General features: G+C 59.0%; 19 protein-coding genes. 5 read left to right on the forward strand and 14 right to left on the reverse strand.

Annotation, left to right across the window (positions count from 1 at the left end):
* The first annotated feature begins 13 nt into the window (after positions 1–13).
* Complete coding sequence (locus tag OKC42_RS18740) at positions 14–901, forward strand: hypothetical protein (RefSeq protein WP_270820591.1); 888 nt, start codon at positions 14–16, stop codon at positions 899–901.
* Between the two features lie 116 nt (positions 902–1,017).
* Positions 1,018–1,305 carry a 50S ribosomal protein L25 gene (rplY, locus tag OKC42_RS18745; RefSeq protein WP_005333252.1) on the forward strand — a complete coding sequence of 96 codons (288 nt, stop codon included), beginning with the start codon at positions 1,018–1,020 and terminating at the stop codon, positions 1,303–1,305.
* A gap of 106 nt (positions 1,306–1,411) precedes the next feature.
* On the opposite strand, the gene OKC42_RS18750 is transcribed toward rplY, so the two are convergent.
* The gene (locus tag OKC42_RS18750; RefSeq protein WP_005360322.1) at positions 1,412–1,804 is read right to left on the reverse strand and encodes a MerR family transcriptional regulator; all 393 of its coding nucleotides are present in this window, start codon (positions 1,802–1,804) and stop codon (positions 1,412–1,414) included.
* Between the two features lie 122 nt (positions 1,805–1,926).
* On the opposite strand from OKC42_RS18750, the gene OKC42_RS18755 reads away from it, so the two are divergent.
* Complete coding sequence (locus tag OKC42_RS18755; protein WP_151286759.1) at positions 1,927–3,102, forward strand: thiolase family protein; 1,176 nt, start codon at positions 1,927–1,929, stop codon at positions 3,100–3,102.
* On the opposite strand, the gene OKC42_RS18760 is transcribed toward OKC42_RS18755, so the two are convergent.
* The 11 genes from OKC42_RS18760 to OKC42_RS18810 all read right to left on the reverse strand — a co-directional run bounded on the left by OKC42_RS18760 (position 3,099) and on the right by OKC42_RS18810 (position 15,363).
* Positions 3,099–4,322: an EAL and HDOD domain-containing protein gene (locus tag OKC42_RS18760; protein ID WP_005333249.1), complete on the reverse strand. Its 1,224-nt coding sequence runs from the start codon at positions 4,320–4,322 to the stop codon at positions 3,099–3,101. The two genes, OKC42_RS18755 and OKC42_RS18760, sit on opposite strands and share 4 nt — an antisense overlap.
* A 115-nt stretch (positions 4,323–4,437) precedes the next feature.
* Complete coding sequence (locus tag OKC42_RS18765; protein ID WP_270820593.1) at positions 4,438–5,706, reverse strand: OmpP1/FadL family transporter; 1,269 nt, start codon at positions 5,704–5,706, stop codon at positions 4,438–4,440.
* 252 nt (positions 5,707–5,958) lie between these two features.
* Positions 5,959–7,245 (reverse strand): outer membrane protein transport protein, encoded by a 1,287-nt coding sequence (locus tag OKC42_RS18770; protein ID WP_151285646.1) that lies wholly within the window; start codon positions 7,243–7,245, stop codon positions 5,959–5,961.
* A gap of 402 nt (positions 7,246–7,647) precedes the next feature.
* A complete protein-coding gene (locus OKC42_RS18775; protein ID WP_270820596.1) occupies positions 7,648–8,427 on the reverse strand; it encodes a DUF3379 domain-containing protein in 780 nt (259 codons plus the stop codon).
* Entirely contained in the window at positions 8,420–9,019 is a 600-nt protein-coding gene (locus tag OKC42_RS18780; protein ID WP_005333245.1) for a sigma-70 family RNA polymerase sigma factor, read from the reverse strand. The genes OKC42_RS18775 and OKC42_RS18780 overlap by 8 nt, the downstream gene beginning before the upstream one ends.
* Before the next feature lie 13 nt (positions 9,020–9,032).
* Positions 9,033–10,544: a BatD family protein gene (locus OKC42_RS18785; protein WP_236302702.1), complete on the reverse strand. Its 1,512-nt coding sequence runs from the start codon at positions 10,542–10,544 to the stop codon at positions 9,033–9,035.
* A gap of 20 nt (positions 10,545–10,564) precedes the next feature.
* Positions 10,565–12,016, reverse strand: coding sequence for a VWA domain-containing protein (locus tag OKC42_RS18790; protein ID WP_236302703.1), 1,452 nt, complete (start codon positions 12,014–12,016; stop codon positions 10,565–10,567).
* Entirely contained in the window at positions 12,007–12,999 is a 993-nt protein-coding gene (locus tag OKC42_RS18795) for a VWA domain-containing protein (RefSeq protein ID WP_151285650.1), read from the reverse strand. The genes OKC42_RS18790 and OKC42_RS18795 overlap by 10 nt, the downstream gene beginning before the upstream one ends.
* The gene (locus OKC42_RS18800; protein WP_151285651.1) at positions 12,996–13,535 is read right to left on the reverse strand and encodes a DUF4381 domain-containing protein; all 540 of its coding nucleotides are present in this window, start codon (positions 13,533–13,535) and stop codon (positions 12,996–12,998) included. Before OKC42_RS18800 ends, OKC42_RS18795 begins: the two co-directional genes overlap by 4 nt.
* Positions 13,520–14,422 carry a DUF58 domain-containing protein gene (locus OKC42_RS18805; RefSeq protein ID WP_151285652.1) on the reverse strand — a complete coding sequence of 301 codons (903 nt, stop codon included), beginning with the start codon at positions 14,420–14,422 and terminating at the stop codon, positions 13,520–13,522. Before OKC42_RS18805 ends, OKC42_RS18800 begins: the two co-directional genes overlap by 16 nt.
* A complete protein-coding gene (locus OKC42_RS18810) occupies positions 14,413–15,363 on the reverse strand; it encodes an AAA family ATPase (protein ID WP_043819938.1) in 951 nt (316 codons plus the stop codon). The genes OKC42_RS18805 and OKC42_RS18810 overlap by 10 nt, the downstream gene beginning before the upstream one ends.
* A gap of 182 nt (positions 15,364–15,545) precedes the next feature.
* Between OKC42_RS18810 and fadI the strand changes: the two genes are divergently transcribed.
* Together fadI and fadJ are read left to right on the forward strand one after the other, a co-directional pair.
* Entirely contained in the window at positions 15,546–16,856 is a 1,311-nt protein-coding gene (gene fadI / locus OKC42_RS18815) for an acetyl-CoA C-acyltransferase FadI (RefSeq protein WP_236302704.1), read from the forward strand.
* Complete coding sequence (gene fadJ / locus OKC42_RS18820; RefSeq protein WP_201997844.1) at positions 16,856–19,003, forward strand: fatty acid oxidation complex subunit alpha FadJ; 2,148 nt, start codon at positions 16,856–16,858, stop codon at positions 19,001–19,003. Before fadI ends, fadJ begins: the two co-directional genes overlap by 1 nt.
* Before the next feature lie 161 nt (positions 19,004–19,164).
* Here fadJ and OKC42_RS18825 read toward each other — a convergent pair whose 3' ends face one another.
* Both OKC42_RS18825 and OKC42_RS18830 read right to left on the reverse strand, forming a co-directional pair.
* Complete coding sequence (locus tag OKC42_RS18825) at positions 19,165–20,685, reverse strand: SpoVR family protein (protein WP_019445117.1); 1,521 nt, start codon at positions 20,683–20,685, stop codon at positions 19,165–19,167.
* 9 nt (positions 20,686–20,694) lie between these two features.
* Complete coding sequence (locus tag OKC42_RS18830) at positions 20,695–21,963, reverse strand: YeaH/YhbH family protein (protein ID WP_201997705.1); 1,269 nt, start codon at positions 21,961–21,963, stop codon at positions 20,695–20,697.
* Between the last annotated feature and the right edge of the window lies 1 nt (position 21,964).

The raw sequence follows: 21,964 nt of genomic DNA on the forward strand, positions 1-21,964 counted from the left end.
CAGGGAGGCAAGGATGCTGGGGATCTGGTTGAGTGTGGCGCAGGTGGTGATCAGCGGTTATCAACCCATCGCGGAACAAACTTGGGTGCAGTTGAACCCGGAATATTACCCGCTGGCGCGCACGCCGCCTGCGATGTTTGTGGCCTGGCGTGGCAATCAGTTTCCGCCGCTGGCCCAAAAGCAAAAGCACGGTCGCTGGCAGATCCTCTTTCCAGCCAGGTTGGTGCCCCCCTTCGATCTGTTCGAGGGGGAGGCGCAGCTCTCCAAAACCTATCTGGCAAGGCTGCGGCGCATCGACGAGATGGCTTACGGGGTTGTGCCCGGGCAGGCTGTTGCGGCTGGTGCAATCGTGCAGCAGGGGAGTGGGTCCCCTGCTTATCACGCGCAACCTGTCGCGCCCTTTATCGCCGAGTTCCGCACACCCCAAGACGCGTTCGGTGGTGTTGATATGCTCACCGACCCCGCCGAGAGCGAACCTCTACTGGTTCAGCTGGGGGTGGCCTTTCGCACTGCGGGGATGAGTGGTGCCAAAGGAGATGAGGGAGTAGCGAGCACCGATATGGCGCTCGCCAGCCACACGGCTAGCTTATCCGCAGGCAGTGACGTCATGCTTACCCTCTCGGCTCCTGCGGCCGGCGGTCCACAAACCGTGTGTCATCAGGTCGCAGCAGGGGAGACCCTGTGGCGTATAGCGAATCAGTTATCCAGTGCCCGGGGAGCCGATACCTACAGCTATTTGCTGGCGCTGGTGGCAGAGAACCAGCAGCGGCTTGGCAAGAGCATTCGAGTCAGAACGGGGGAGGGTCTCTACTGCCCGCGCGCCGAGACCCTGGCGCGGTTTGATGCCCTGAGCCCGGCCCAGCGTCAGCAGCAATTCGCCCGGTTGGAGCAGGGGCGCTAAATGCAGAGTCGGTACCTTGTATCCGAATTTGGCCCGTGGTAGTATTCGCGCTCGTTTTGCGAGGTGCTGACCGGTCGCAGTTAGCACCATAAATTCATCCAAAAGAGATACATACTATGTCTTTCGTATTCCAAGCTGAAGTCCGTTCTGACCTGGGGAAAGGTGCGAGCCGCCGCCTGCGTCAAGCTGACCAAGTTCCTGCCATCGTTTACGGTGCAGGCAAAGAAGCCCTGTCCATCACTGTTGACCACAAGAAAATGATCCTGGCTCAAGAGAAGCCGGAATTCTATGAGTCTGTACTGACTCTGGTTATCAACGGTGAAGAAGTTAACGTAAAAGTGAAAGCTATCCAGCGTCACCCGGTACGTTACAAGCTGATCCACCTGGACTTCGTTCGCGTTTAATAGCGAACCGTCAGGTCGAAGAAAAGCCACTCTCAGGAGTGGCTTTTTGCTATCTGGCATCTTGTGATCGGGCTGAAAGAGCTACCTGGTCAGCCCAGCAAGCCGGTTATCCCAGCTGGCTAAGGGCCTGTTGGCAGCGCTGCTCGGCGGCATCCAGCTCCAGCAGCACCATCCTGATATCTTCCATCTGCTGTTGCAGTGTCTCCCGTTTCTCCTCAACCAGTCCCAGCATGGTCTGTAACTGGGTGCGGCTGCTCTTGTCGGCATCATAGAGATCAAACAGCTCGCGGATCTCGGCGAGGCTGAATCCGAGCCGCTTGCCGCGCAGGGTGAGTTTGAGGCGAACCCGATCCTGCTTGCTGTAAATGCGGGTTTGTCCCTCTCGGGCGGGATTGAGTAACCCCTGATCCTCATAAAAGCGGATACTGCGCGTCGTAATATCAAATTCCCGGGCCAGCTCACTGATGCTGAAGCGCCGTCCTTCATCCTTGTTGTTCATACAGACTTCTTGGCGAACTAAATCCTGTCTGCACCTTACCTAAACGTAAACTGCACTGCAACTCTTGTTCCATTGCGTCAGAACCCCTATGTTATGGCCATGTAACAAACAGAGGCAGGCAAATGGATATTGCAATTGTGGCGGCAAAACGGACTCCGATGGGGGCGTTTCAGGGGGCATTGGCAGAGGTGACTGCGCCTGAGTTGGGTGCCTATGCCATCGAGGCGGCACTACAGCAAAGTGGGCTGAGTCCGGAGCAGGTCGATGAAGTGTTTATGGGCAATGTGCTGGCGGCGGGCGTGGGGCAAGCGCCAGCCCGGCAGGCGTTGTTGAAAGCAGGGTTGCCAGATAGTGTGCCTGCTACCACGGTCAACAAGGTGTGCGGATCCGGCATGAAAGCAGTGATGCTGGCGGCGGATACCATCCGCCTTGGTGACAACAGGGTGGTGGTCGCGGGGGGGATGGAGAGTATGAGCCGTGCCCCCTATCTGCTGGATAATGCCCGCAGCGGCTTTCGGATGGGGCATCAAAAGGTGCTGGACCACCTCTTCCTCGACGGTTTGCAAGATGCCTATGATGGCCAGCTGATGGGGATACATGCCCAGCGCAGCGCCGATCAGGCCGGTTTGACCCGCAGTGCCATGGATGAGTTTGCTCTTGCGTCGTTGCAGCGTGCGCGCGATGCGCAGCAAGCCGGCGCGTTTGCATCCGAGCTGGCAAGTGTCTATCGCGGTGATCGCTTGTTGCTGGCCGAAGACGAGCAGCCCGGCAAGGGCAGACCGGAGAAGATCCCGACCCTGAAGCCAGCGTTTGGCAAGGAGGGCACCATTACGGCAGCCAATTCGAGCTCTATCTCGGACGGTGCGGCGGCGCTGATATTGATGGATGGCGCCACGGCGCAAGCCTGGCAGGTACCAGTGCTGGCACGGATCGTCGGTTATCAGAGCCACGCGGCATTGCCCGCCGAGTTTACCTCTGCGCCCATTGGCGCCATTTCACGCTTGCTGGCGCGTCTTGCATGGTCGGTGGAAGAGGTGGATCTATTCGAGATCAACGAGGCCTTCGCCATGGTCACCATGCTGGCCATGAGAGGGGTCGGCATCCCTCATCACAAGGTCAATGTGCATGGTGGGGCCTGTGCACTCGGTCATCCGTTGGGGGCGAGTGGCGCGCGCATTCTGGTGACGCTGATCGCCGCGCTGCGGCAACGGGGTCTGCAGCGAGGCGTAGCAGCGCTCTGTATCGGGGGCGGGGAGGCGACCGCTATCGCGGTCGAAGTGAATGATGAGGCGAATTAATTGGTGGCTTCCATCGCCAGCAGTTGTTCCGTGACCCAGGTGGTGGCGGCCAGATAGAGGTGACTCACCTTATCCTCGCTCAGCCCCAGGCGGGCTGTTCTGGCCGTGACCCGTGACCAGTTGGCGCTTTCGTAATCTTCACAAAACGCGAGGTAGAAACCCAGATTGCCTTTGCGCTCCAGCAGCGCCAGCCGAATATCGTCGATGAGAGGGATAGTGCCGAGCAGCTTGTCCATCGGCTGCTCCATCAGTACATCCAGCAGGGAGAAGAGACCGGTGATAAAGGCTTGTTGTGCCTGCTGGCTCGGAGCGTGGGCGTGGGCCAGCAGTTCACAGAATCGGGCACGGATCATCGACATCTGGTAGAGCTCGGCGCTCTTGCCCTTGCCGGCGCTGGTCGCGGCTACCAGCGAAACAAAGCGCTTTAGTTGGGTGTTTCCCAGATAGATGGCAGCCTGGCGAAATGACGAAATAGGGTTGGTGTGACCTTTGAGATGGTTGACATAGCGCAACAGCTTGAGAGAGAGGGAGATATCCTGACCGAGTAGCTGCTCAATCTTGTTGATATCAGGCTCTGCCTCGTTGACCACGTTGAGCAACTGCATCACCACGACTTGCGCTGGCTCCATGGTGGCTTGCTTGACCATCTCGGGTCTGCTGAAGAAAAAGCCCTGGAACAGCTGGATCCCCAGCTGTTTGACCCGCTCGAACTCCGCCTTGTCCTCTACTTTTTCCGCCAGATAGGTGAGCCCCAGCGTCTGATGCCGCTGGATAAACACTTTGATCTGCATCAGGGGGGTGGCACGAAGATCAAACTTGATGATGTGGATAAAGGGGAGGAAGCGCTCCCAATCCGGCGACATGGTGAAGTCATCGAGTGCCAGTTGATATCCCAGCTTGTGCAACTGTTTCACCTTTTCCAGCAGGGCATCATCCGGTGGGGAATCTTCCAGGATCTCAATCACCACTTTTTCGGGCGGCAGGCACTCTGCCAATCCCTCCAGCAGCAGTGAGTGGGGGAAGTTGATAAAGCAGGGGCGGCCGCCCAAGAGCTGATCGATATTTTGTTGCAGGAACTGTTCGACCACCAGGCGTGACGTCGCCTGTTGGGAGGAGATGCTCGGGAAGACATTATTCAGACTATCGCGAAAGAGCAGCTCATAGGCATGAGTTTTGAGGTCTCTGTCGAGGATCGGCTGTCTTGCTACGTAGGAATACATGCCTTGCTCCAGTAAAGGTACTGGGTTGATTTTATGGTGTTGCAGAACACTATGCCAGTGTTCACCTTATTGAGTAAGGCAATAATTGGCATAGCGTTTTTTGCAGGGAAGGAATTTAGAAGAGATAGCTCAATTGTGCACCAGCCAGCCAGGCATCCCCTTCAGAAGTGCCCTGGAAGGTGGAGGTCGTCATCGGATTACCCGGTTGCAGCTCCATTTTTTCAGTGACATCCACCTTTTTGCCATCGATAAGGGTCAGCCCCAGATCCACGGTCAGGTTGGGCGTGAACTGATACCCCATTCCCAGGCTGTACCAGAGGCGATCGGCATCCGGGATGGAAATGGTACGACGATCGGCTGGCACCGGGCTGGCGTCATAGGCCACACCGGAGCGCAGTTGCCATTTGGGAGTGACCTGATAGGTCATACCGATGGCGTAGCGCCAGCTATCTTCCCAGTGCTCGTCCTTGATGTGCATGTTCTGCAAATTGTTGAGATCAGCTTCCAACTGAACGAATTTGCTCCAGTTGGTCCAGTTCAGGCTGCCGTGGAAAGCCAGCTTGTCAGTCAGCTGATGGAACGCCGCCAACTCTGCCGTCGCTGGCAACGGCAGATCCAGACTACCGGTATCTCTGATCTCGGTAACGGAGCCATCTGCATTGGGTCGGCCCACGATAGCATCTCCCGAGAGGGTCAAAGTGACATCGTGACGGTAGGAGAGGCCAATTCGGGTTTGTTCGGACAACTCCAGCAAGGTGCCGACATTCCAGCCCCATGCCCAGCCATCCCCTTGCAAATGTTTTGCGATCAGGTTGCGAGAAGGGAAGGTGCCACCGACTTCGCCTTCGCCCTGAATAGCAGAGATCCCGGCACCAATTGACCACATCTCATTGATGCGATAGGCGAGTGAGGTACCCAGATCCATGGTCTTGATATCGGAGACATTGCCAAAGTGTCCCGCGCTGTAGTTATCCGGCATCTTGACGCCAAGGCCGTAGTAAGAGGTTGCCGAGAAGCCTAGTCGCCACTGCTCATTGAGTGGAATGATGAGATAGGCGTTGGGTACCCAGGCTGCGGCGGCGATATCGTGTGCACTGGCATCGGAGGTGACGATACCGGCTTTGGTCGGCAAGCGGGTGTTGCCTTCAATATTGACGTCAGGACTGACATAGATGACTCCGCCAGAGAGCGTCATCTGATCGAAGCGGGTCATGGCTGCTGCATTGCGGGAGAGTACACTGGCGTTATCCGCGATGGCTGCCTCACCGGCAAAGGCGCGTCCCAGTCCTGTAGCGGACTGTTCAGCCAATTGGAACCCGGCGGCATGGGTCTGACCCGCGATCACCAGCAGGGCGATGGCGGACGGTTTGATGATGGGATGCATGGCAAAATCCTTGCTGTTACCCGAAGGTTCAATCGGTCATATGAATGGAGGCAGGATTTTATATGGTATGACCAGTAAGGCAACGGTAATGGCCAGTATCTGGATAAAACAAGATTAAATGCTGGGATGATGCACTCTAATAGCTTGATTGGAAAAGAAAAATAAACACGTGTGTGCTACATGTGTGCGCTGAAATCTAAGTTATGGATAAAAAAAGAGCGCCTGGCGGCGCTCTTTCCATTCTATCAATAATCAGAACTTCATGTTGAACTGGGCAGAAGCCAGGAAGGCGTTGCCGTGGGAAGTTCCTTTCCAACGCAGGCTGTCGGAGTGGCTACGCAGACCTTCGTTGACGTCAACTTCTTTACCGTCCAGATAAGCCATACCAAAGTCAACGCTCATATCGGTGTTGATATGGTAGGTGGCACCGGCGCTGTACCAGATACGGTCTGAGTCGGGAATGCTCAGGCTGCGGTAGTCAGCTTCGATCGGGGTGTTGTCATAGGCAAAGCCCATGCGAGCTTCCCATGCTGGGTTGATATACCAGGTACCGCCGATGGAGTAGCGAGTAGAATCTTTGAACTTCTCATCTTTTTGCAGACATACGCCGCCAGCACATTGGCTGCTGGTTGCTTTCAGCTCCTGGAAGGCGCTCCAGTCAGTCCAGTTTACAGAGTAATGAACAGCAAACTGCGGGCTCAGGCGATGGTAACCAGCGAACTCGGCTTGTGCAGGCAGATCCAGCTTCAGGTTGCCATCAACAGTGCGGTTCCCTGAAGTGAGCCCCTGGAAGTCACCATCAAAGCTCATATCGACCTGTGAACGGTAGGTCAGAGCAAAGCGATGGTTTTCATTGACTTCATACAGGGTACCAACGTTCCAGCCAAAGCCCCAGGTGTCGCCTTTCAGGTGAGCCAGACGAGTATCTGTCGGCAGCGGGCCACCTTGGCTAGGTGGGTTCAGCGGGCCCAGCAGACCGGCATAGCGGTTGAGTTCGGCGGCACCGTAAACGGCGTTGATACCGGCACCGACACTGAAGTGTTCGTTGACACGATAGGCAATGTTCGGGTTGATATTGAAGGTCATCAACTCGGTATCACCAGCACCGGCACCAGCCGGGAAGGTTTTGGAGTATTCGGTGGAGAGACCGTAGTTGGAGAAGATGCCAATACCCCAAGCCCACTGGTCATTCAGCGGCTGAATAAAGTAGGAGGCGGGAACGAAGGCTGCCGGAGCAATGCCACTTTCGCTGGCTGGAGCCATTTTGTTCGCGCCAGCGTAAACAGCACCATCTACATCCACATCCGGTTTGATGTAGGTGCCGGAGACAGAAACCGCCATCTTGTCGAAGGTGGTCATGGCCGCCGGGTTACGGGCCAGCACGGAGGCGTTGTCGGCAATAGCTGCTTCACCGGCATAGGCGCGACCCAGACCGGAGGCCGAGTGCTCGTTCAACTGGAATGCCGCAGCATGGACTTGACCGGTGGCCAGCGCGATGGTGGCGGCAATCAGGCTCTTCTTGAAAATAGTTGTCGTCATGGTGTTCTCTCTTGTAGGCAGATTTTTTTGCCGATATTGGCTGCACGTTCAATGCAAACCTCGACAAAATCCGTTTTTATTTCAGCTTCTTCCCAATCAATTCTGGCGTGATTCTATGGATCTGGTAGGAGGTAAGAAATCAGACCAGTGACAGCAGAATACATAAAAGTGATCGATGTGTTAATCATTTGTTTTAACTTGCTGTTTAATTCATCATTTTCAGGGTCTAAAGATGGATTATTGACCTGGATTGCCGATCTCCGTCACAAAAATAATTTTGTCAATTTTTCGAAATCTTGAGGCAAATGAGTGACAAAGGGGAGTAATCAGGGGGGGAACAGGCAGCGGCTCGTGACCGCCGCCTGCTATTGAGGATGGATCTGAGGTTGTTAACCAGCGATGTTAAATGTCCCACTGCAGACGTGACTGCAGGGCGTTGGCAACGGGGGCAAGTGGCTCTTTCATCTCGCCAATCAGTACCATATTGGCGCCTTTGAGCTGGACTATCTCCCCTTTGAGGGTGCCATCTTCAAAGGTGGCCTGTTGCAGGGTTAGCGGGACATGTTTGGGCACGATAAAGAGGGTGACTGGCCCCATCTCTCCCCTGATCACCATATGCAAGGCTGGTCCCTGATAAAACGAGCAGTGATTGACATAGGTCACCTTGAGCCCATCCATCCCGCTTAAGGTGGCGCCATACTTCTCCATCTTGGCATTGATGTTATGCAGATTGACACGCTCATCGACACCTTCAATAAAGGGTTCTTCGCCATAGACATGAGCCATCGCCACCTGTGCGAGGGAGAGGGCTGGGGGCGTCGTCTCTGGCAGCGTGATCCAGCGGGTGTTCATTCCCAGCAGGAAGGCGACCGATGCAGCCAGGGCGATCTGGCGCCAGGATGTCGATGTCCGGAGCTTGACTGGCGCCGTGCCAAGGGGTCGGGATGGCGGCAAATCATCTGGCGCGTCACTGTCTTGCAGCATGGCTTGCCTGAGCAGGATCCGCTCGGCCAGTCCGGCGGGGACCTCTACCTGCATGGCGCGCTTGAGAGTTCTGTCGAACTGCTTCATCTCGTCGAGATAGTTCCGATTGGCCTGGCTGGCTTCAGCGGCTTTGAGAAAATCCGGCAGTTGATCGTGGGGCTGGATCATGGCATTGCGGCGAAATTCGAGTTCATCCATGTCCGTGTCCTCTTGCTTGGTTCTTCTGCTCCATCGCCTCCTTGATCTGGTTGCGGGCGCGAAACAGTCGGGTCATGACGGTGTTTTTGTTGAGGCCGAGCATCTCGGCAATCTCCTCACCACTGAATCCTCCCACGACTTGCAGCAGCAGTGGCTCCTGATACTCCTCGGGCAACCGCGCGATGTGACGGTGCAACCACTCGTTCTCCATTTCCTGTTCGCTGTGCAGCGCGTCGTGCTGGGGCTGAGGGTGATCGTCGAGATCCACCAGCTCCAGCTGTTTGCGTTCAAAGCGGCGGGCGTTCTCCCGTCTGAGGATGGTGATTAGCCACCCTTTGGCCGCCTTGTCATCCTGCAGGGTGTCGATCGCCTTCCAGGCACGAAGGAAGGTCTCTTGCACCAGATCTTCCGCTACGTTGGGATCCCGGGTCAGCCAGTAGGCATACCGGTAGAGATCGCCGTGCAGCGCATGAACCAGTGCTTCAAATTTGGTTTGTTTGTCAGCCATGGGATCAGAGACCGGCGAAGTGGCCGGATCATTTCCACCAATATGCTGCTGAGCACGTTTTTTTCTAAAAAACAGCAGTGCCATTGGGCAATCCTTGTCAGGGGGCGTGGCGGCGGGAGCGGGAACTCCCGTGTGCCAGCAGGTAAATCAGGTACGCAATACCGGCGGTTTCATCGGCCCTGAGGGTACGCGCCAGAGCGCGCCACTCGATGGGCGGGCCAGAAGAGGGCCGTGCAAAACAGGCTCGCTCGAGTGCGGCTAGCGCGTTGCCGAGCCGATTATGCCCAGCGTCGGGCAACTGGCCTAATTGATAATAGGAGACCTGCCAGCGCAAGGTCGCCCACTTGATCAGCGCCTTGCGACTGGCCTCCGGCTGGTGTTGGGCAAGGGCACGTTGCAGTTGATAGAAGGCGCGCCAGCGGGGCCAGTTGCGCCATAGCGCACGCAGCGTTATGGCCAGCACGACCCACCAAAGGCTCTCTCGCAGTGCCACCTGCGATGTCTGCTGATCAGGTTGCCGATTTGTTGTTGTCTGAAACGTCAGCGTGATGGCGGGCAGGCTGGCCTGCTCAATCCGGCCGCTTTGGGTATTAAACCAGGGCAGATCAATGGGGGGGAGCTGATAGTCGCCGCTCTGATCCGCGACCAGAGTCTGGCGCCACTGTCGCTCAAACAACAGCTTGCCATCACGGTAACGCTCCTGCTGTTGCTCGCCATCGGGATGTGCCTGTATGCCGCTTGGCAGTTGATGGGCCATCAGGGGGGCAAGCTGTATCTGGCCGCTGTCACCATTTTCCATGGTCAGGGTGAGGATCCGGATCAGCGGTTCACCCACTTCCCCCTTGGAGGCCGGTTCAAGCCGTTGACTCAGGGTCAGCCGGGTGGCCACCGGCGTGGCGGGTGCCTTGTCGACCCTCACCTCTAGCGGTGCCGCACGGGCCGAGAGTTTTTGCGCTTTTCCCCCTTGCTGCGTGAGCTGCCCCTGCAAGCGGGGCGAGTCGAGGTACCAGAGTCCCGGCGCTTTTGCCTGAATAAGCCAGCTGCGGGTGAGCCTGCCGGGCAGACCTGCCTGAACGGGGGCGATCCACTCGTCGCTACCGAGGCGACGGATAGTGAAGTTAGCAGAGCTGAGCTCGCTCAGGGCCGGGTTTTGCATACTGGTGGGCAGCCAAAGGGTCAGGCGGTAGGTCACCGGCTGGCCGGGATAGAGCGGGCCCTGATGATCAAGGCTGGCCTGCATCTCGAGGGGCGAGGGGGCTGCGGGTTGCGGCAGCGCCGCTGTTTTCACCTCTCTCAATGGCAGGGTGAGCGAGGGAGTGAACTCATTTCCCAGCTTGAGCGGGGCAATCACCACCTTTGTATTAGCGGGTGAGTCGCTCTGGTGCAGCGGGATCTGCCAGCGAGTCAGTTGTTGTACCGGGGTGGTGACCCGGCTCATGGTCACTCTGCCCACTGCAAACTGGCGCAGTAGGGGGGAGATCTCCAGCTCGTTGCTCTGGCGCTCGCCATCCGCTTCGATGATCAGCAGCCAATCGCTGGGGGCGGCCCCCGGCAGCAGCTCTGCCCGAGGGGGCAAAGCCCAGCAAAGTGGACTCGCGAGTGCGACCAACAGCCCCCATCCTGCCCGCGTCACCAGGGCTCCTCCACCTTGATCAGATCCCGGCGCAGCGCCTCTTTACGCAGTCGCTGCTCCAGCAGCAACACCGGGGGAGAGGGTGGCAGGGGCATTGCTGCTGCCTGCTGTTCAGCCGATGGCTTGGGCTGCTTGCTGTTGCTGGTATCGGGAGCAGCCGCCGCTGCGCCCTGTAACAGAGAGAGGTTATAGAGCGCATCTTCATGGCCGGGCTCCAGTGCCAGAGCGGCCAGATAGGCCTCCTTGGCGGCCGCAAACTCCCCCAGTTGCAGCAGGGCATTGCCGCGGTTGTAGTGGGCGGTGGCGCTCGTCGCTTCCTGATAGGCTGCGATGGCTTGTCGGTAGGCTCCGGCCCGATACCAGGCGTTGCCGCGCCAGATCGGATCGTCGAAAGTGCGGGCGGCCTGTTGAAAATTTCCCTGTTGATAATCCTGCATCGCTTGCAGCTCGCCCCTCTCAGCAGCTTGTAGATCTTGCGGCGCAAGCAGTTGCCACCCCAGCATCAGCGCCACCATCAGTCGGGCGCCGACTCTGGCCAATAATGCGAATGGTAATAACGGGATCAGCAGCCAGGGGCCAAGATCCAGTGGTGCCGGGGTGAGGGCAGAGGTAGTGGTGGGCAGCGGTGCAAAGCGGGGGACATCGCTGCCAAGCCACTGCAGCTCACCGCCGAGACGGTTGGCCAGAGCGGCAATGGCCTGACTATCGGGGACGGGCAACTGCGCGGGCATGCGGGTGGCAAACCCCAACTCATTGGCCGGAATGGCGGGCATGGGGGCCGGTTGACCACTGCTGGCGAGCAGAATATCGAGGCGTGCCGACTGGGTGTCGCGGCAAAGAAGGCGTTGCTGGCAGGGCCACAGGGCGGCGATTTGGGTCATCTGATTCTGGGTGAGGTCGTCGGTGATCAGCAGCAGACGCGCTTGTTCTCCAGGGGCCAGCTGCTTCATGGCAAGTTCCACCGCCCGTGCCGGGTTGCTGCCCTGCAACGGCATGATATCGGGGCGCAAGCCGGGCAGTAGCAGCGAAAGGGCCTGATGATCCCGGGTGGGCGGCATGGCGAGGTAAGCATCGCCTGCGTAGAGGATCAGCGCAATGCGCGCGTCCTTTGCGCGGCTCAGGAGCTGCTGCAACTGCCATCTGACCCGGGTCGCCCGATCCGGTTTGAGGTCGGTGGCGGTCATCGAGCGTGACAAGTCCAGCAGCCAGATATCGAGCGGTGCCGCAGGCTGCTGTTGCAGCTCACCGCGCAGTGCGGGACCACTCAGGGCCAAAATGACGGGCAGGGTTGCCAGCCAGAGCCAGGGGCGCTGAGGACGGGATGCTGGCAGCAGATAAGCCTGCATCGCAGGTGCGAGCAGCGGGGGCTGGCGACGACGGCGCCACCCTTGCCAGAGCCAGGGGATGAGTGCGATCAGCCACAGGGGGCGGAGCAAGATCAGCTCCATCTGCGCGTGCCTCGTGCCAGCCAGCTACGCACCATGCGAAACTCCAGCCTGCCGTGCCCTGATGGCAGAAGCAGCAAGCCACAAAGCAGTGCCAACGGCCAGGGGTAGAGCTCGATCACCGGCTGGTAGTGGGCAACCGGCATGGGGGCCGGTTCAAGGGTATTGAGAGTCGCGTTGATGGCATCGAGATCGCTTTGGGTGCGTGCCCGAAAGTAACGACCCTGGCCTGTCTGTGCCAGCTCTTTCAGGAGCGGCTCGTCCAGTTCGCTGCTGGGATCGGCCTGACCGCTGCCCGCCTCATCGTAGGGTTGGATAAAGGTATCGGGATCGGCCCCGACCCCCAGCGTGTAGATCCGTATTCCCTGTGCCGCGGCGAGTTTGGCCTCCTGCAGCGGGTCGGCATTGCCTGCGGTATTGCGGCCATCAGTGACCAGCAGCAGGGCGGTGGGGCGACCCGGATCCCCATGCTGACGTGCCAGCTGGATCGCCTCGCCAAGGGCGGTGGTTCGGCCGACCAGATCAAAATCGAGCTCGTCGCTCAAGGTCAACAGTGCCGGGATCTCCTGAGTGAGGGGAGAGAGAAGGTAGGCGTGATCGGCAAAGACGATGAGGCCCACCCTGTCTCCGGCCCGTTTGGCGATCAGCGCCTTGATCTGCTGGCGCACCGCCGTCAGCCGTGCTTGCTGCTCGCCGTTATCGAGCATATCCGGGGTACGCATGCTGTCTGACAGGTCCACCGCCAGCAGCAGATCCCGACTCCCCTCATATTTGATCACCGGTTCCCCCCACCACTGGGGGCGGCAGAGGGCGAGGATAAGGGCGCACCAGAGCAGTATGGCGCGCCAGAGCGGCAATCCGGCCTGAGGACGCAGCAGCGCAAACCCGGGGTGAGCCAGATAGCCGCGGCGCAGGGGCGGCAAGCCGAAGCGCACCAGCAAGGGGAGCACCAGCGCCAGTGCGAACCAGGGCCAGGCCAGGATCATGGATGCCTCCGTGCGGCTTTACGCCCCGAGCGGGGGGAGCGTTGCAAGAAGAGGGTCTGACCCCAGCGGCGATAATGTTGCCGAAGCTGTTCGCTCTGCTCGCGAGTCGGGTTCTGGCTGCCATAGAGCCAATTGCTCCAGTGAGACGAGAACTGGCTGAAATCGCTGCCGCCGTGACGATCGACGAAGGCGAGCCACGCCTCTCCCTGAAGCTGGCGCGCCTCGGGCCAGCGTTGCAGTACTTCATGACGCAGGGCCTCCTGTATGCGTGCCACCAGCAGTGCCGGATCTCCCTCCAGCTGACGACACCAGCGGCGGTAACGTATCACCCTGCGGGCAATCAGGATGATCAGCAGCAGCAATAGACCTGTGATCAATAGCCACAATAGCGCCTGCACTCTGGGGTCAAGACTCTGTTCAATCAGATCCGGCCCCGGGTGAATGTCTCGCATCAGGGCGGCCAGCGGCGGGGTGATGGCCTCGGAGGCGGGACTGGCGCTGTCGAGTTCGGCGGGCGAGATCATCCCTGATGACATAACCCCTCCTGCCACTGTTGTTGCAGCGTCTGGCTGTTATCGAGCAGGTAGAGGCGCTGCACCAGCGGCAGCAACTGCTGCTTGCCGTGGGCCAGCTGCTGCTCTGCGGCTTGCCGGTAGCGGCGGGAGAAACCGGCATGGCCCCCATCCAGCCAGCCCTGATAGTGCTGCCCTGGTCGATCGATGGCCACTGGCAGCTGGCCGTCAGTGGGAAGGGCTGCCTCGAGGGGGTCACGGATCTGCCAATAGTGAATATCGTGGCGGCGGGAGAGCAGTTGCAATTGCTGACAGAGCGCCGACTCGCAAGGTCTGTGATCGGTGATGATCGTCAGCTTGGCACCGTGAGGCAGCTTCACGCCGGACAAGGTATCGGCCAGTGAGTGAGAAAGCGCCCGGCGGGCCAGCCCTTGCTGATAGTGATGGCAGAGGGATTCGAGCAGGGGCAGCACGCTGCCGCGCTGGCTCTGGTGATGGGGGATAAGCCCGTGGCAGATCAGGGTGTTGTGCTGCTTCCCCCCTTGCCAGATCAAGGCTGCTGCCAGCTCGCACCCCAGACGCGCCTTGAGCTGCAGCGTGGAGCCGAAATACATGGCGGGAGAGAGATCGAGCAGCAGCCAGTGCGCCTGATCGAGCTCCTCGCTATAGAGGCGGGTATAGGGACGACCGAGGCGTGCGGTCACTCGCCAGTCGATATGGCGTACCTCGTCACCAGCCTGATAGGCGCGCAGCTCTCGAAACGTGAGTCCGGGAGATCGGCCCGGTTTGCCGCGTTCGCTGCTGCTTCTGCCAGCGTGAGGTGGCTTCTTGGCCTTGGCCCAGAGCCGGATATTGAGCAGCCGTGGCAGCGACAGGGCGATATCGGGATGCAGACCGGGTTCTAGGGGCATGGCACCTGATCCAGCAGTTGGGCGATCAGGATATCGTTATCCAGATTGTCGGCCAGTGCCTGATAGCTGGGTATAAGGCGGTGGCGCAGCACCGGATAGGCTTGCAGCTGAATATCTTCCGGCAGCACATAATCACGTCCGGCAAGCCAGGCTCGGGCGCGGGCGGAGCGAGCCAGCCCAAGTGTGGCGCGGGGGCTCGCGCCCACGGCAATCAGCGGTTCAAGAGCCGGGCACAGGCCGCTGCCCGGGCGAGTGGCGCAGACCAGCTCTACCAGATAGTGCTCCAGTCGGCTTTGCATGCTGACCGCCAGCACTTCGCTGCGGGCATGTTGCAAGGTGGTCTGGCTCAGGGTCACCGGCGCCGCGCCAAGTTGTTCGCCGCTGGCGTTGAGCTGCAAGATGGCGAGCTCCATCGTGGGGCTCGGGTAATCTACCATCAGCTTGAGCAGAAATCGGTCGAGCTGCGCCTCCGGCAGGGGATAGGTTCCCTCCTGCTCGATGGGGTTCTGGGTGGCGGCCACCATAAAGAGGGGTGGCAGCCGCCAGCTCTTTTTGCCCACGGTGATCTGGTGTTCGGCCATGGCCTCCAGCAGCGCTGATTGCACCTTGGCCGGCGCCCGGTTGATCTCGTCCGCCAGCACCAGATGGTTGAAGAGGGGGCCCGGTTGGAATACAAAACTGGCATCCTGCGGATGAAACACCTCGCTGCCAGTGAGATCGGCGGGAAGCAGGTCGGGGGTAAACTGGATACGGGAAAAGCGTCCCTCGACGGCGCCAGCGAGCGCCTTGACGGCGCGGGTTTTGGCCAGCCCGGGAGCCCCTTCGATTAACACATGTCCTTCACATAACAGGGCAATCAGGAGCCCTTCAATTAGCTCCTCCTGCCCCAGGATCTGACTGCCAAGATAGTCCCTAAGTGCTCTGAACTCGGCCGCTGCCATGCGATAAACCCGTTGTTTTTATGGAAGTTGATCTTTTTATACTCCAGTTGCTTCCCAAGGGCGAGCAAAGGGGCCTTGCCGCGCTTAATTTAGTTTCAATCAGCTGTATGAAACTTGTGATTGGATTGTTAAGATGTGGCGCAATGAGGTCAGACCTCTGCCTTTTAAACCAAGGAGCCAGGATGAAACAGCCATTGAAACTGACGACTCGCCAGGGCGAACGGATTGCCGTCGTGGCGGGGCTGCGTACCCCCTTTGCCAAGCAGGCCACCGCCTTTCATGGCGTGCCTGCAGTCGATCTCGGCAAACTGGTGGTGAGCGAGATGCTTGCCCGTACCGATCTCGATCCCAAGCTTATCGACCAGCTGGTGTTTGGTCAGGTGGTTCAGATGCCGGAAGCCCCCAACATTGCTCGCGAGATCGTGCTCGGTACCGGCATGAGCGTCAATACCGATGCCTACAGCGTCTCCCGCGCCTGCGCCACCAGTTTTCAGGCGGTGGCCAACGTTACCGAATCCATCATGGCCGGTACGGTAGACATCGCCATCGCCGGTGGTGCTGACTCCTCCTCCGTGCTCCCTATCGGAGTGAGCAAGAAGTTGGCCCGCGCCCTGGTGGATCTCAACAAGGCGCGCAATCTGCAGCAGCGCTTCAATATTCTGCGCCAGTTGCGGGTCAAGGATCTGCTGCCGGTACCGCCTGCCGTGGCGGAATATTCGACCGGTCTCTCCATGGGACAGACCGCCGAGCAGATGGCCAAGAGTCACCAGATCAGCCGTGAGGCGCAAGATGCGCTGGCGCACCGCTCCCACACCCTGGCCGCGCAGGCTTGGGCCGATGGCAAGCTCAGCGGCGAGGTGTTTACCGCCCATGTGCCGCCTTACAAGTCACCGCTGGAGCGGGACAACAATATCCGTGAAAGCTCGGATCTGGCGAGTTACGCAAAGCTCAAGCCGGTGTTTGACAGGGTTCATGGCACAGTCACTGCTGCCAATGCCACCCCGCTGACCGATGGCGCTGCTGCCGTGCTGTTGATGCGCGAAGGTCGGGCGAAAGAGTTGGGCCTCGAACCGCTTGGCTATATCCGCAGCTTCGCCTTCTCGGCCATCGATGTGTGGCAGGACATGCTGATGGGCCCCTCCTATGCCACGCCGCTGGCGCTGGACAGAGCTGGTATCACGCTCAGTGATCTGACCCTGATCGACATGCACGAAGCCTTTGCCGCCCAGACGCTGGCCAACCTCAAGATGTTTGCCAGCCACGAGTTTGCCCGTGACAAGCTGGGCCGCGATCAGGCCATCGGTGAGGTGGACATGGATAAGTTCAACGTCCTCGGCGGTTCGCTGGCCTATGGCCACCCCTTTGCCGCGACCGGTGCGCGGATGATCACCCAGACCTTGCATGAGCTGCGTCGTCGCGGTGGGGGACTGGGGCTCAACACCGCCTGTGCGGCGGGTGGATTGGGCGTGGCTATGGTGTTGGAGGTTGAATGATGAGCGCTAAGACTTTTTCCCTTGATGTTCGCAAAGATGGCATCGGCATCCTCACCATGGATGTGCCGGGCGAGAGCATGAATACCCTGAAAGCCGCCTTTGTCGAGGAGATCCGCTCCGTACTGGACGAGGTAAAACGCAACAAGGATTTGATCGGGCTGGTGATCACCTCCGGCAAAAAGGACTCCTTCATCGCTGGTGCTGATATCACCATGCTGGCCGCCTGCACCAGTGCCAAGGATGCCGAGACCCTGTCGCGGGAAGGGCAGGAGATCTTTGCCGAGATCGAGGGGCTGACCATTCCGGTGATCGCCGCCATTCATGGTCCCTGCCTCGGTGGCGGGTTGGAGCTGGCGCTGGCCTGTCATGGCCGTGTGGTGACCGATCACGGCAAATCTGTGTTGGGATTGCCGGAAGTGCAGCTTGGCCTGCTGCCGGGCTCTGGCGGTACCCAGCGTCTGCCGCGTCTTATCGGGGTGGCCAAGGCGCTGGATCTGATGCTGACCGGCAAGCAGGTGCGGGCAAAACAAGCCAAGAAATTGGGGCTGGTGGACGATGTGGTGCCGCCGTCAATCTTGCTGGATGCTGCCATCAAGCTCGCCAAGAAGGGCAAACCGCGCCATCAGTTGAAACGGGATCTGCAGGGCAAGGTGCTGGAGACCAACAAACTGGGTCGCAAGGTGCTGTTCGATCAGGCCAGCAAGGGGGTGAAAGCCAAGACCCGTGGCAACTACCCGGCGCCGGAGCGGATCCTGGATGTTGTGCGCATCGGCGTGGAGGAGGGGATGAAGGCCGGTCTGGCCGCCGAATCCCGCCACTTTGGCGAGCTGGTGATGACGGCTGAGTCTGCCGCTCTGCGTTCCATCTTCTTTGCCACCACCGAGATGAAGAAAGAGGTCACCTATCAGGGGGCCGAGCCGCGCAAGGTGGGCCACGCGGCCGTGCTGGGCGGTGGTCTGATGGGGGGCGGCATCGCGTTCGTCACCGCTACCAAGGCGGGCGTGCCGGTGCGGATCAAGGATGTGGCAAGTGCCGGGATCGGCAATGCCATGCGCTACAGCTATGACATTCTGGCCAAGAAGCTCAAGCGCCGTCACATCTTGCGCAGCGAATTGGAAAAGCAGATGAGCCTGTTGACCGGTACCCTCGACTACTCCGGTTTTCACCGGGTCGACATAGTGGTGGAGGCGGTGTTTGAAGATCTCGCGCTCAAACACCAGATGGTGAAAGACGTGGAGCGTGAGTGCGGTGAACACACAGTGTTTGCCTCCAACACCTCCTCCTTGCCCATCAACCAGATTGCGGCAGAGGCGGCGCATCCGGAGCGGGTCGTGGGGCTACACTACTTCAGCCCGGTGGACAAGATGCCGCTGGCGGAGATCATCCCCCACGCTGGCACCAGTGCCGAGACGGTCGCCACCACCCTGGCTTTTGCCCGCGCCCAGGGCAAAACGCCCATCGTGGTGAAGGACGAAGCCGGTTTCTACGTCAACCGCATCCTTGCCCCTTACATGAATGAAGCGGCAAGACTGGTGCTGGAAGGGGAGCCGGTGGAGGTGCTGGATAGCGCGCTGCTGGACTTTGGTTTCCCGGTTGGCCCCATCACCTTGCTCGATGAGGTCGGTATCGATGTGGGCGCCAAGATCTCCCCCATTCTCGAAAAAGAGCTGGGCGGCGAGCAGTTCCAGGCGCCCAAGGCGTTCGACAAACTGCTGCAAAATGATCGCAAGGGACGCAAGAATGGCAAGGGCTTCTACCTCTATGGCAAGGCGGCACCGCGTAACAAGCTGACCGGCAAAGAGGGCAAGAAGACGGTGGACGAGAGCGTCTATGGCGTGCTCGGTATCAAGCCGTCTGCCAAGCTGGCTCGTCAGGAAATCGCCGAGCGCTGCGTGTTGCTGATGCTCAACGAAGCGGCCATGGCGTTGGATAGCGGTGTGGTGGCGTCGGCCCGTGATGGCGATATCGGCGCCATCTTCGGCATCGGTTTCCCGCCTTTCCTTGGCGGCCCGTTCCGTTATATGGACACGCTCGGGATCGATCATCTGGTTGGCCGTCTGGAGTATTACCAGAAGCGCCACGGCGACCGGTTCGCCCCCTGTGCCCGTCTCAAGGCGATGGCCGCAGAGCAGCAGACCTTCTACTGATAACCGCTGCAGATTGACCGCAAGGCAAAGAGGCCCGCACCCCATGCGGGCCTCTTTCTATGTTGTGGTTTGTTCCGGTTGTGCTGCGATGATGCAGGCAGAGGCAAACGCTGATAAAAAACGGCCCACCGAAGTGGGCCGTCGAGATATCACGTCACGGATCAGATCCCCGGTTTGCGCTCCGGGCAGCGGCCGATAATATCGGGTGGCAGTTCACCGTTGTCCTGCTCCAGCACTACATCAAACCCCCACAGCTGATGCAGGTGTTTGAGCACCTCATGGCGTGAGTCGCCAAGGGGGATGCGGTTGTGGGGCACATAGCGCAGGGTAAGGGAGCGATCCCCCTTCACGGCGACGTTGTACACCTGAATGTTGGGCTCCAGATTGCTGAGGTTGTACTGGGCCGACAGAGTATTGCGCACTTGACGATAGCCTTCGTCATTGTGAATGGCGGAGACCTTCAGATAGTTCTTCAGATCATCGTCATCAATAGCGAACAGCTTCATGTCGCGCATCACCTTGGGACTCAGGAACTGGCTGATAAAGCTCTCGTCCTTGAAGTTTTGCATTGCAAAGTGGAGGGTTTCGACCCAGTTGCTGCCGGCATAGTCGGGGAACCAGTATCTATCTTCCTCGGTCGGGTTCTCGCAGATGCGGCGCAGGTCGGTAAACATGGCAAACCCCAGCGCATAGGGGTTGATCCCCGAGTAGTAGCGGCTGTTGTAGGCCGGTTGATAGACCACGTTGGTGTGGCTGTGCAGCACCTCCATCATGAAGCGATCGCTCAGCTTGCCCTCGTCATAGAGGTGGTTGAGGATGGTGTAGTGCCAGAAGGTGGCCCATCCCTCGTTCATCACCTGGGTCTGCTTTTGCGGATAGAAATATTGGCTGATTTTGCGCACGATGCGCACCACTTCCCGCTGCCAGGGCTCCAGCAAGGGGGCATTCTTCTCGATAAAGTAGAGAATGTTCTCCTGGGGCTCTGCGGGGTAGCGCCTGTCCTCCACGCCAGCCGCTTTATGCTGCTTGGGCAGGGTTCGCCACAGCTCGTTGACCTGAGTCTGCAGATAATCTTCCCGCGCCTTCTGACGCCGCTTCTCCTCTGCCATCGAGATCTTCTGGGGACGCTTGTAGCGATCCACCCCGAAGTTCATCAGGGCATGGCAGGAGTCGAGCAGCTGCTCCACCGCCTCAATGCCATGCTTCTCTTCACACTGGGTGATGTAGTTCTTGGCAAACAGCAGGTAGTCGATGATGGATGAGGCATCGGTCCAGGCCTTGAACAGGTAGTTGTTCTTGAAGAAGGAGTTATGACCGTAGCAGGCGTGGGCCATCACCAGCGCCTGCATCGGCATGGTGTTCTCCTCCATCAGGTAGGCGATGCAGGGATCGGAGTTGATGACGATCTCGTAGGCCAGCCCCATCTGGCCGCGCTTGTAGTTGCGCTCGGTATGGATAAAGCGCTTGCCGAACGACCAGTGCTGGTAGCCGATGGGCATGCCAACGCTGGAGTAAGCATCCATCATCTGCTCGGCGGTGATCACCTCGATCTGGTTAGGGTAGGTATCCAGCTTGTAGAAACGGGCGACCCGGGCGATCTCCTGGTGATAGGTCTCCAGCAGATCGAAGTTCCAGTCTGGTCCGTCATCCAGTGGCGCTACACGTTTTTCTGTTTCGATCATGTGACCTCCTCACGCCGCTTGTTTCTTGAACAGCTCGCGGAACACCGGATAGATATCCTCGACCTTGCGAATGTGCTCCATCGCAAAGTGGGGGAACTGGCTGGCTACCGACTCATATTCGTGCCACAGGGTCTGGTGGGCACGGGTGGTGATCTCGATGTAGGAGTAGTACCGCACCCTTGGCATGATGTCCCGCGCCAGAATTTCACGGCACTGCGGTGAGTCATCAGCCCAGTTGTCACCATCCGACGCTTGCGCCGCATAGATGTTCCACTGGTTGGCGGGATAACGCTCATTGATGATGTCATTCATCATCTTGAGGGCGCTGGAGACGATGGTGCCGCCTGTCTCCTGGGAGTAGAAGAACTCGTGCTCGTCCACCTCCTTGGCCTGGGTATGGTGGCGGATGTAAACAACCTCAACGTTCTTGTAGGTCCGGCTGAGGAACAGATAGAGCAGGATATAGAAACGCTTGGCCATCTCCTTGGTGGCCTGATCCATGGAGCCCGATACGTCCATCAGACAGAACATCACAGCCTGACTGGAAGGGACGGGCCGTTTGACGAAGTTGTTGAACTTGAGATCGAAGGTGTCGATAAATGGTACCGCATCGATCCGCCGTTTCAGCTCGCGGATCTCCTTCTCGAGCTGGGCAATTTCGGCAAAGTGTTCGTTGGGATCGGCGGCCAGCAGTGCCAGTCGCTCTTCCAGTTCATGCAACTGGCGCTTTTTGCCAGCTTGCAACGCCATGCGCCGTGCCAGCGAGTTTTGAAGCGAGCGCACCACGTTGATGTTGGCGGGCACCCCGTTTGAGGTGTAGCCCGCCCGATAGGTTTTCACCTCCATCAGCTGGTTGAGCTGGGTTTTCTGCAGCCTGGGCAGCTCCAGATCTTCAAACAGCAGATCGAGATACTCATCCTTGGAGATCTGGAACACGAAATCATCGGCCCCTTCTCCCTGATTGGATGCTTGTCCCTCGCCTGAACCCTGTCCGCCGCCTCCTTTGGGACGGTCAATCTTGTCGCCGGAGACGAACTGATCATTGCCGGGATGCACCATCTCCCGTTTACCGCCGTGCCCCTGATGAAAATGGGGCTCGCCGATATCCTTGGTCGGGATGCTGATGCTCTCGCCCTTGTCTACGTCCTGAATGCTGCGCTTGGAGACAGCATCCGAGACCGCTTGTTTTATCTGCTTCTTGTAGCGGCGGATGAAGCGCTGCCGATTGACAGCGCTTTTGTTTTTGCCGTTGAGCCTGCGGTCGATAAAATGCGCCATA

Origin of the sequence: Aeromonas sp. Y311-2, from assembly GCF_027706025.1 — a bacterium.
Taxonomy (GTDB): Bacteria; Pseudomonadota; Gammaproteobacteria; order Enterobacterales; family Aeromonadaceae; genus Aeromonas; species Aeromonas veronii.

Coding starts and splice junctions, on each gene's coding strand:
- OKC42_RS18740 (WP_270820591.1), top strand. CDS start 14: ATGCTGGGGATCTGGTTGAGTGTGGCGCAGGTGGTGATCAGCGGTTAT.
- OKC42_RS18795 (WP_151285650.1), bottom strand. CDS start 12,999: ATGATCCTGGCCTGGCCCTGGTTCGCACTGGCGCTGGTGCTCCCCTTG.
- fadI (WP_236302704.1), top strand. CDS start 15,546: ATGAAACAGCCATTGAAACTGACGACTCGCCAGGGCGAACGGATTGCC.
- OKC42_RS18790 (WP_236302703.1), bottom strand. CDS start 12,016: ATGGAGCTGATCTTGCTCCGCCCCCTGTGGCTGATCGCACTCATCCCC.
- OKC42_RS18780 (WP_005333245.1), bottom strand. CDS start 9,019: ATGGCACTGCTGTTTTTTAGAAAAAAACGTGCTCAGCAGCATATTGGT.
- OKC42_RS18775 (WP_270820596.1), bottom strand. CDS start 8,427: ATGGATGAACTCGAATTTCGCCGCAATGCCATGATCCAGCCCCACGAT.
- OKC42_RS18755 (WP_151286759.1), top strand. CDS start 1,927: ATGGATATTGCAATTGTGGCGGCAAAACGGACTCCGATGGGGGCGTTT.
- OKC42_RS18765 (WP_270820593.1), bottom strand. CDS start 5,706: ATGCATCCCATCATCAAACCGTCCGCCATCGCCCTGCTGGTGATCGCG.
- OKC42_RS18760 (WP_005333249.1), bottom strand. CDS start 4,322: ATGTATTCCTACGTAGCAAGACAGCCGATCCTCGACAGAGACCTCAAA.
- OKC42_RS18750 (WP_005360322.1), bottom strand. CDS start 1,804: ATGAACAACAAGGATGAAGGACGGCGCTTCAGCATCAGTGAGCTGGCC.
- fadJ (WP_201997844.1), top strand. CDS start 16,856: ATGAGCGCTAAGACTTTTTCCCTTGATGTTCGCAAAGATGGCATCGGC.
- OKC42_RS18770 (WP_151285646.1), bottom strand. CDS start 7,245: ATGACGACAACTATTTTCAAGAAGAGCCTGATTGCCGCCACCATCGCG.
- OKC42_RS18800 (WP_151285651.1), bottom strand. CDS start 13,535: ATGTCATCAGGGATGATCTCGCCCGCCGAACTCGACAGCGCCAGTCCC.
- OKC42_RS18830 (WP_201997705.1), bottom strand. CDS start 21,963: ATGGCGCATTTTATCGACCGCAGGCTCAACGGCAAAAACAAAAGCGCT.
- rplY (WP_005333252.1), top strand. CDS start 1,018: ATGTCTTTCGTATTCCAAGCTGAAGTCCGTTCTGACCTGGGGAAAGGT.
- OKC42_RS18805 (WP_151285652.1), bottom strand. CDS start 14,422: ATGCCCCTAGAACCCGGTCTGCATCCCGATATCGCCCTGTCGCTGCCA.
- OKC42_RS18810 (WP_043819938.1), bottom strand. CDS start 15,363: ATGGCAGCGGCCGAGTTCAGAGCACTTAGGGACTATCTTGGCAGTCAG.
- OKC42_RS18825 (WP_019445117.1), bottom strand. CDS start 20,685: ATGATCGAAACAGAAAAACGTGTAGCGCCACTGGATGACGGACCAGAC.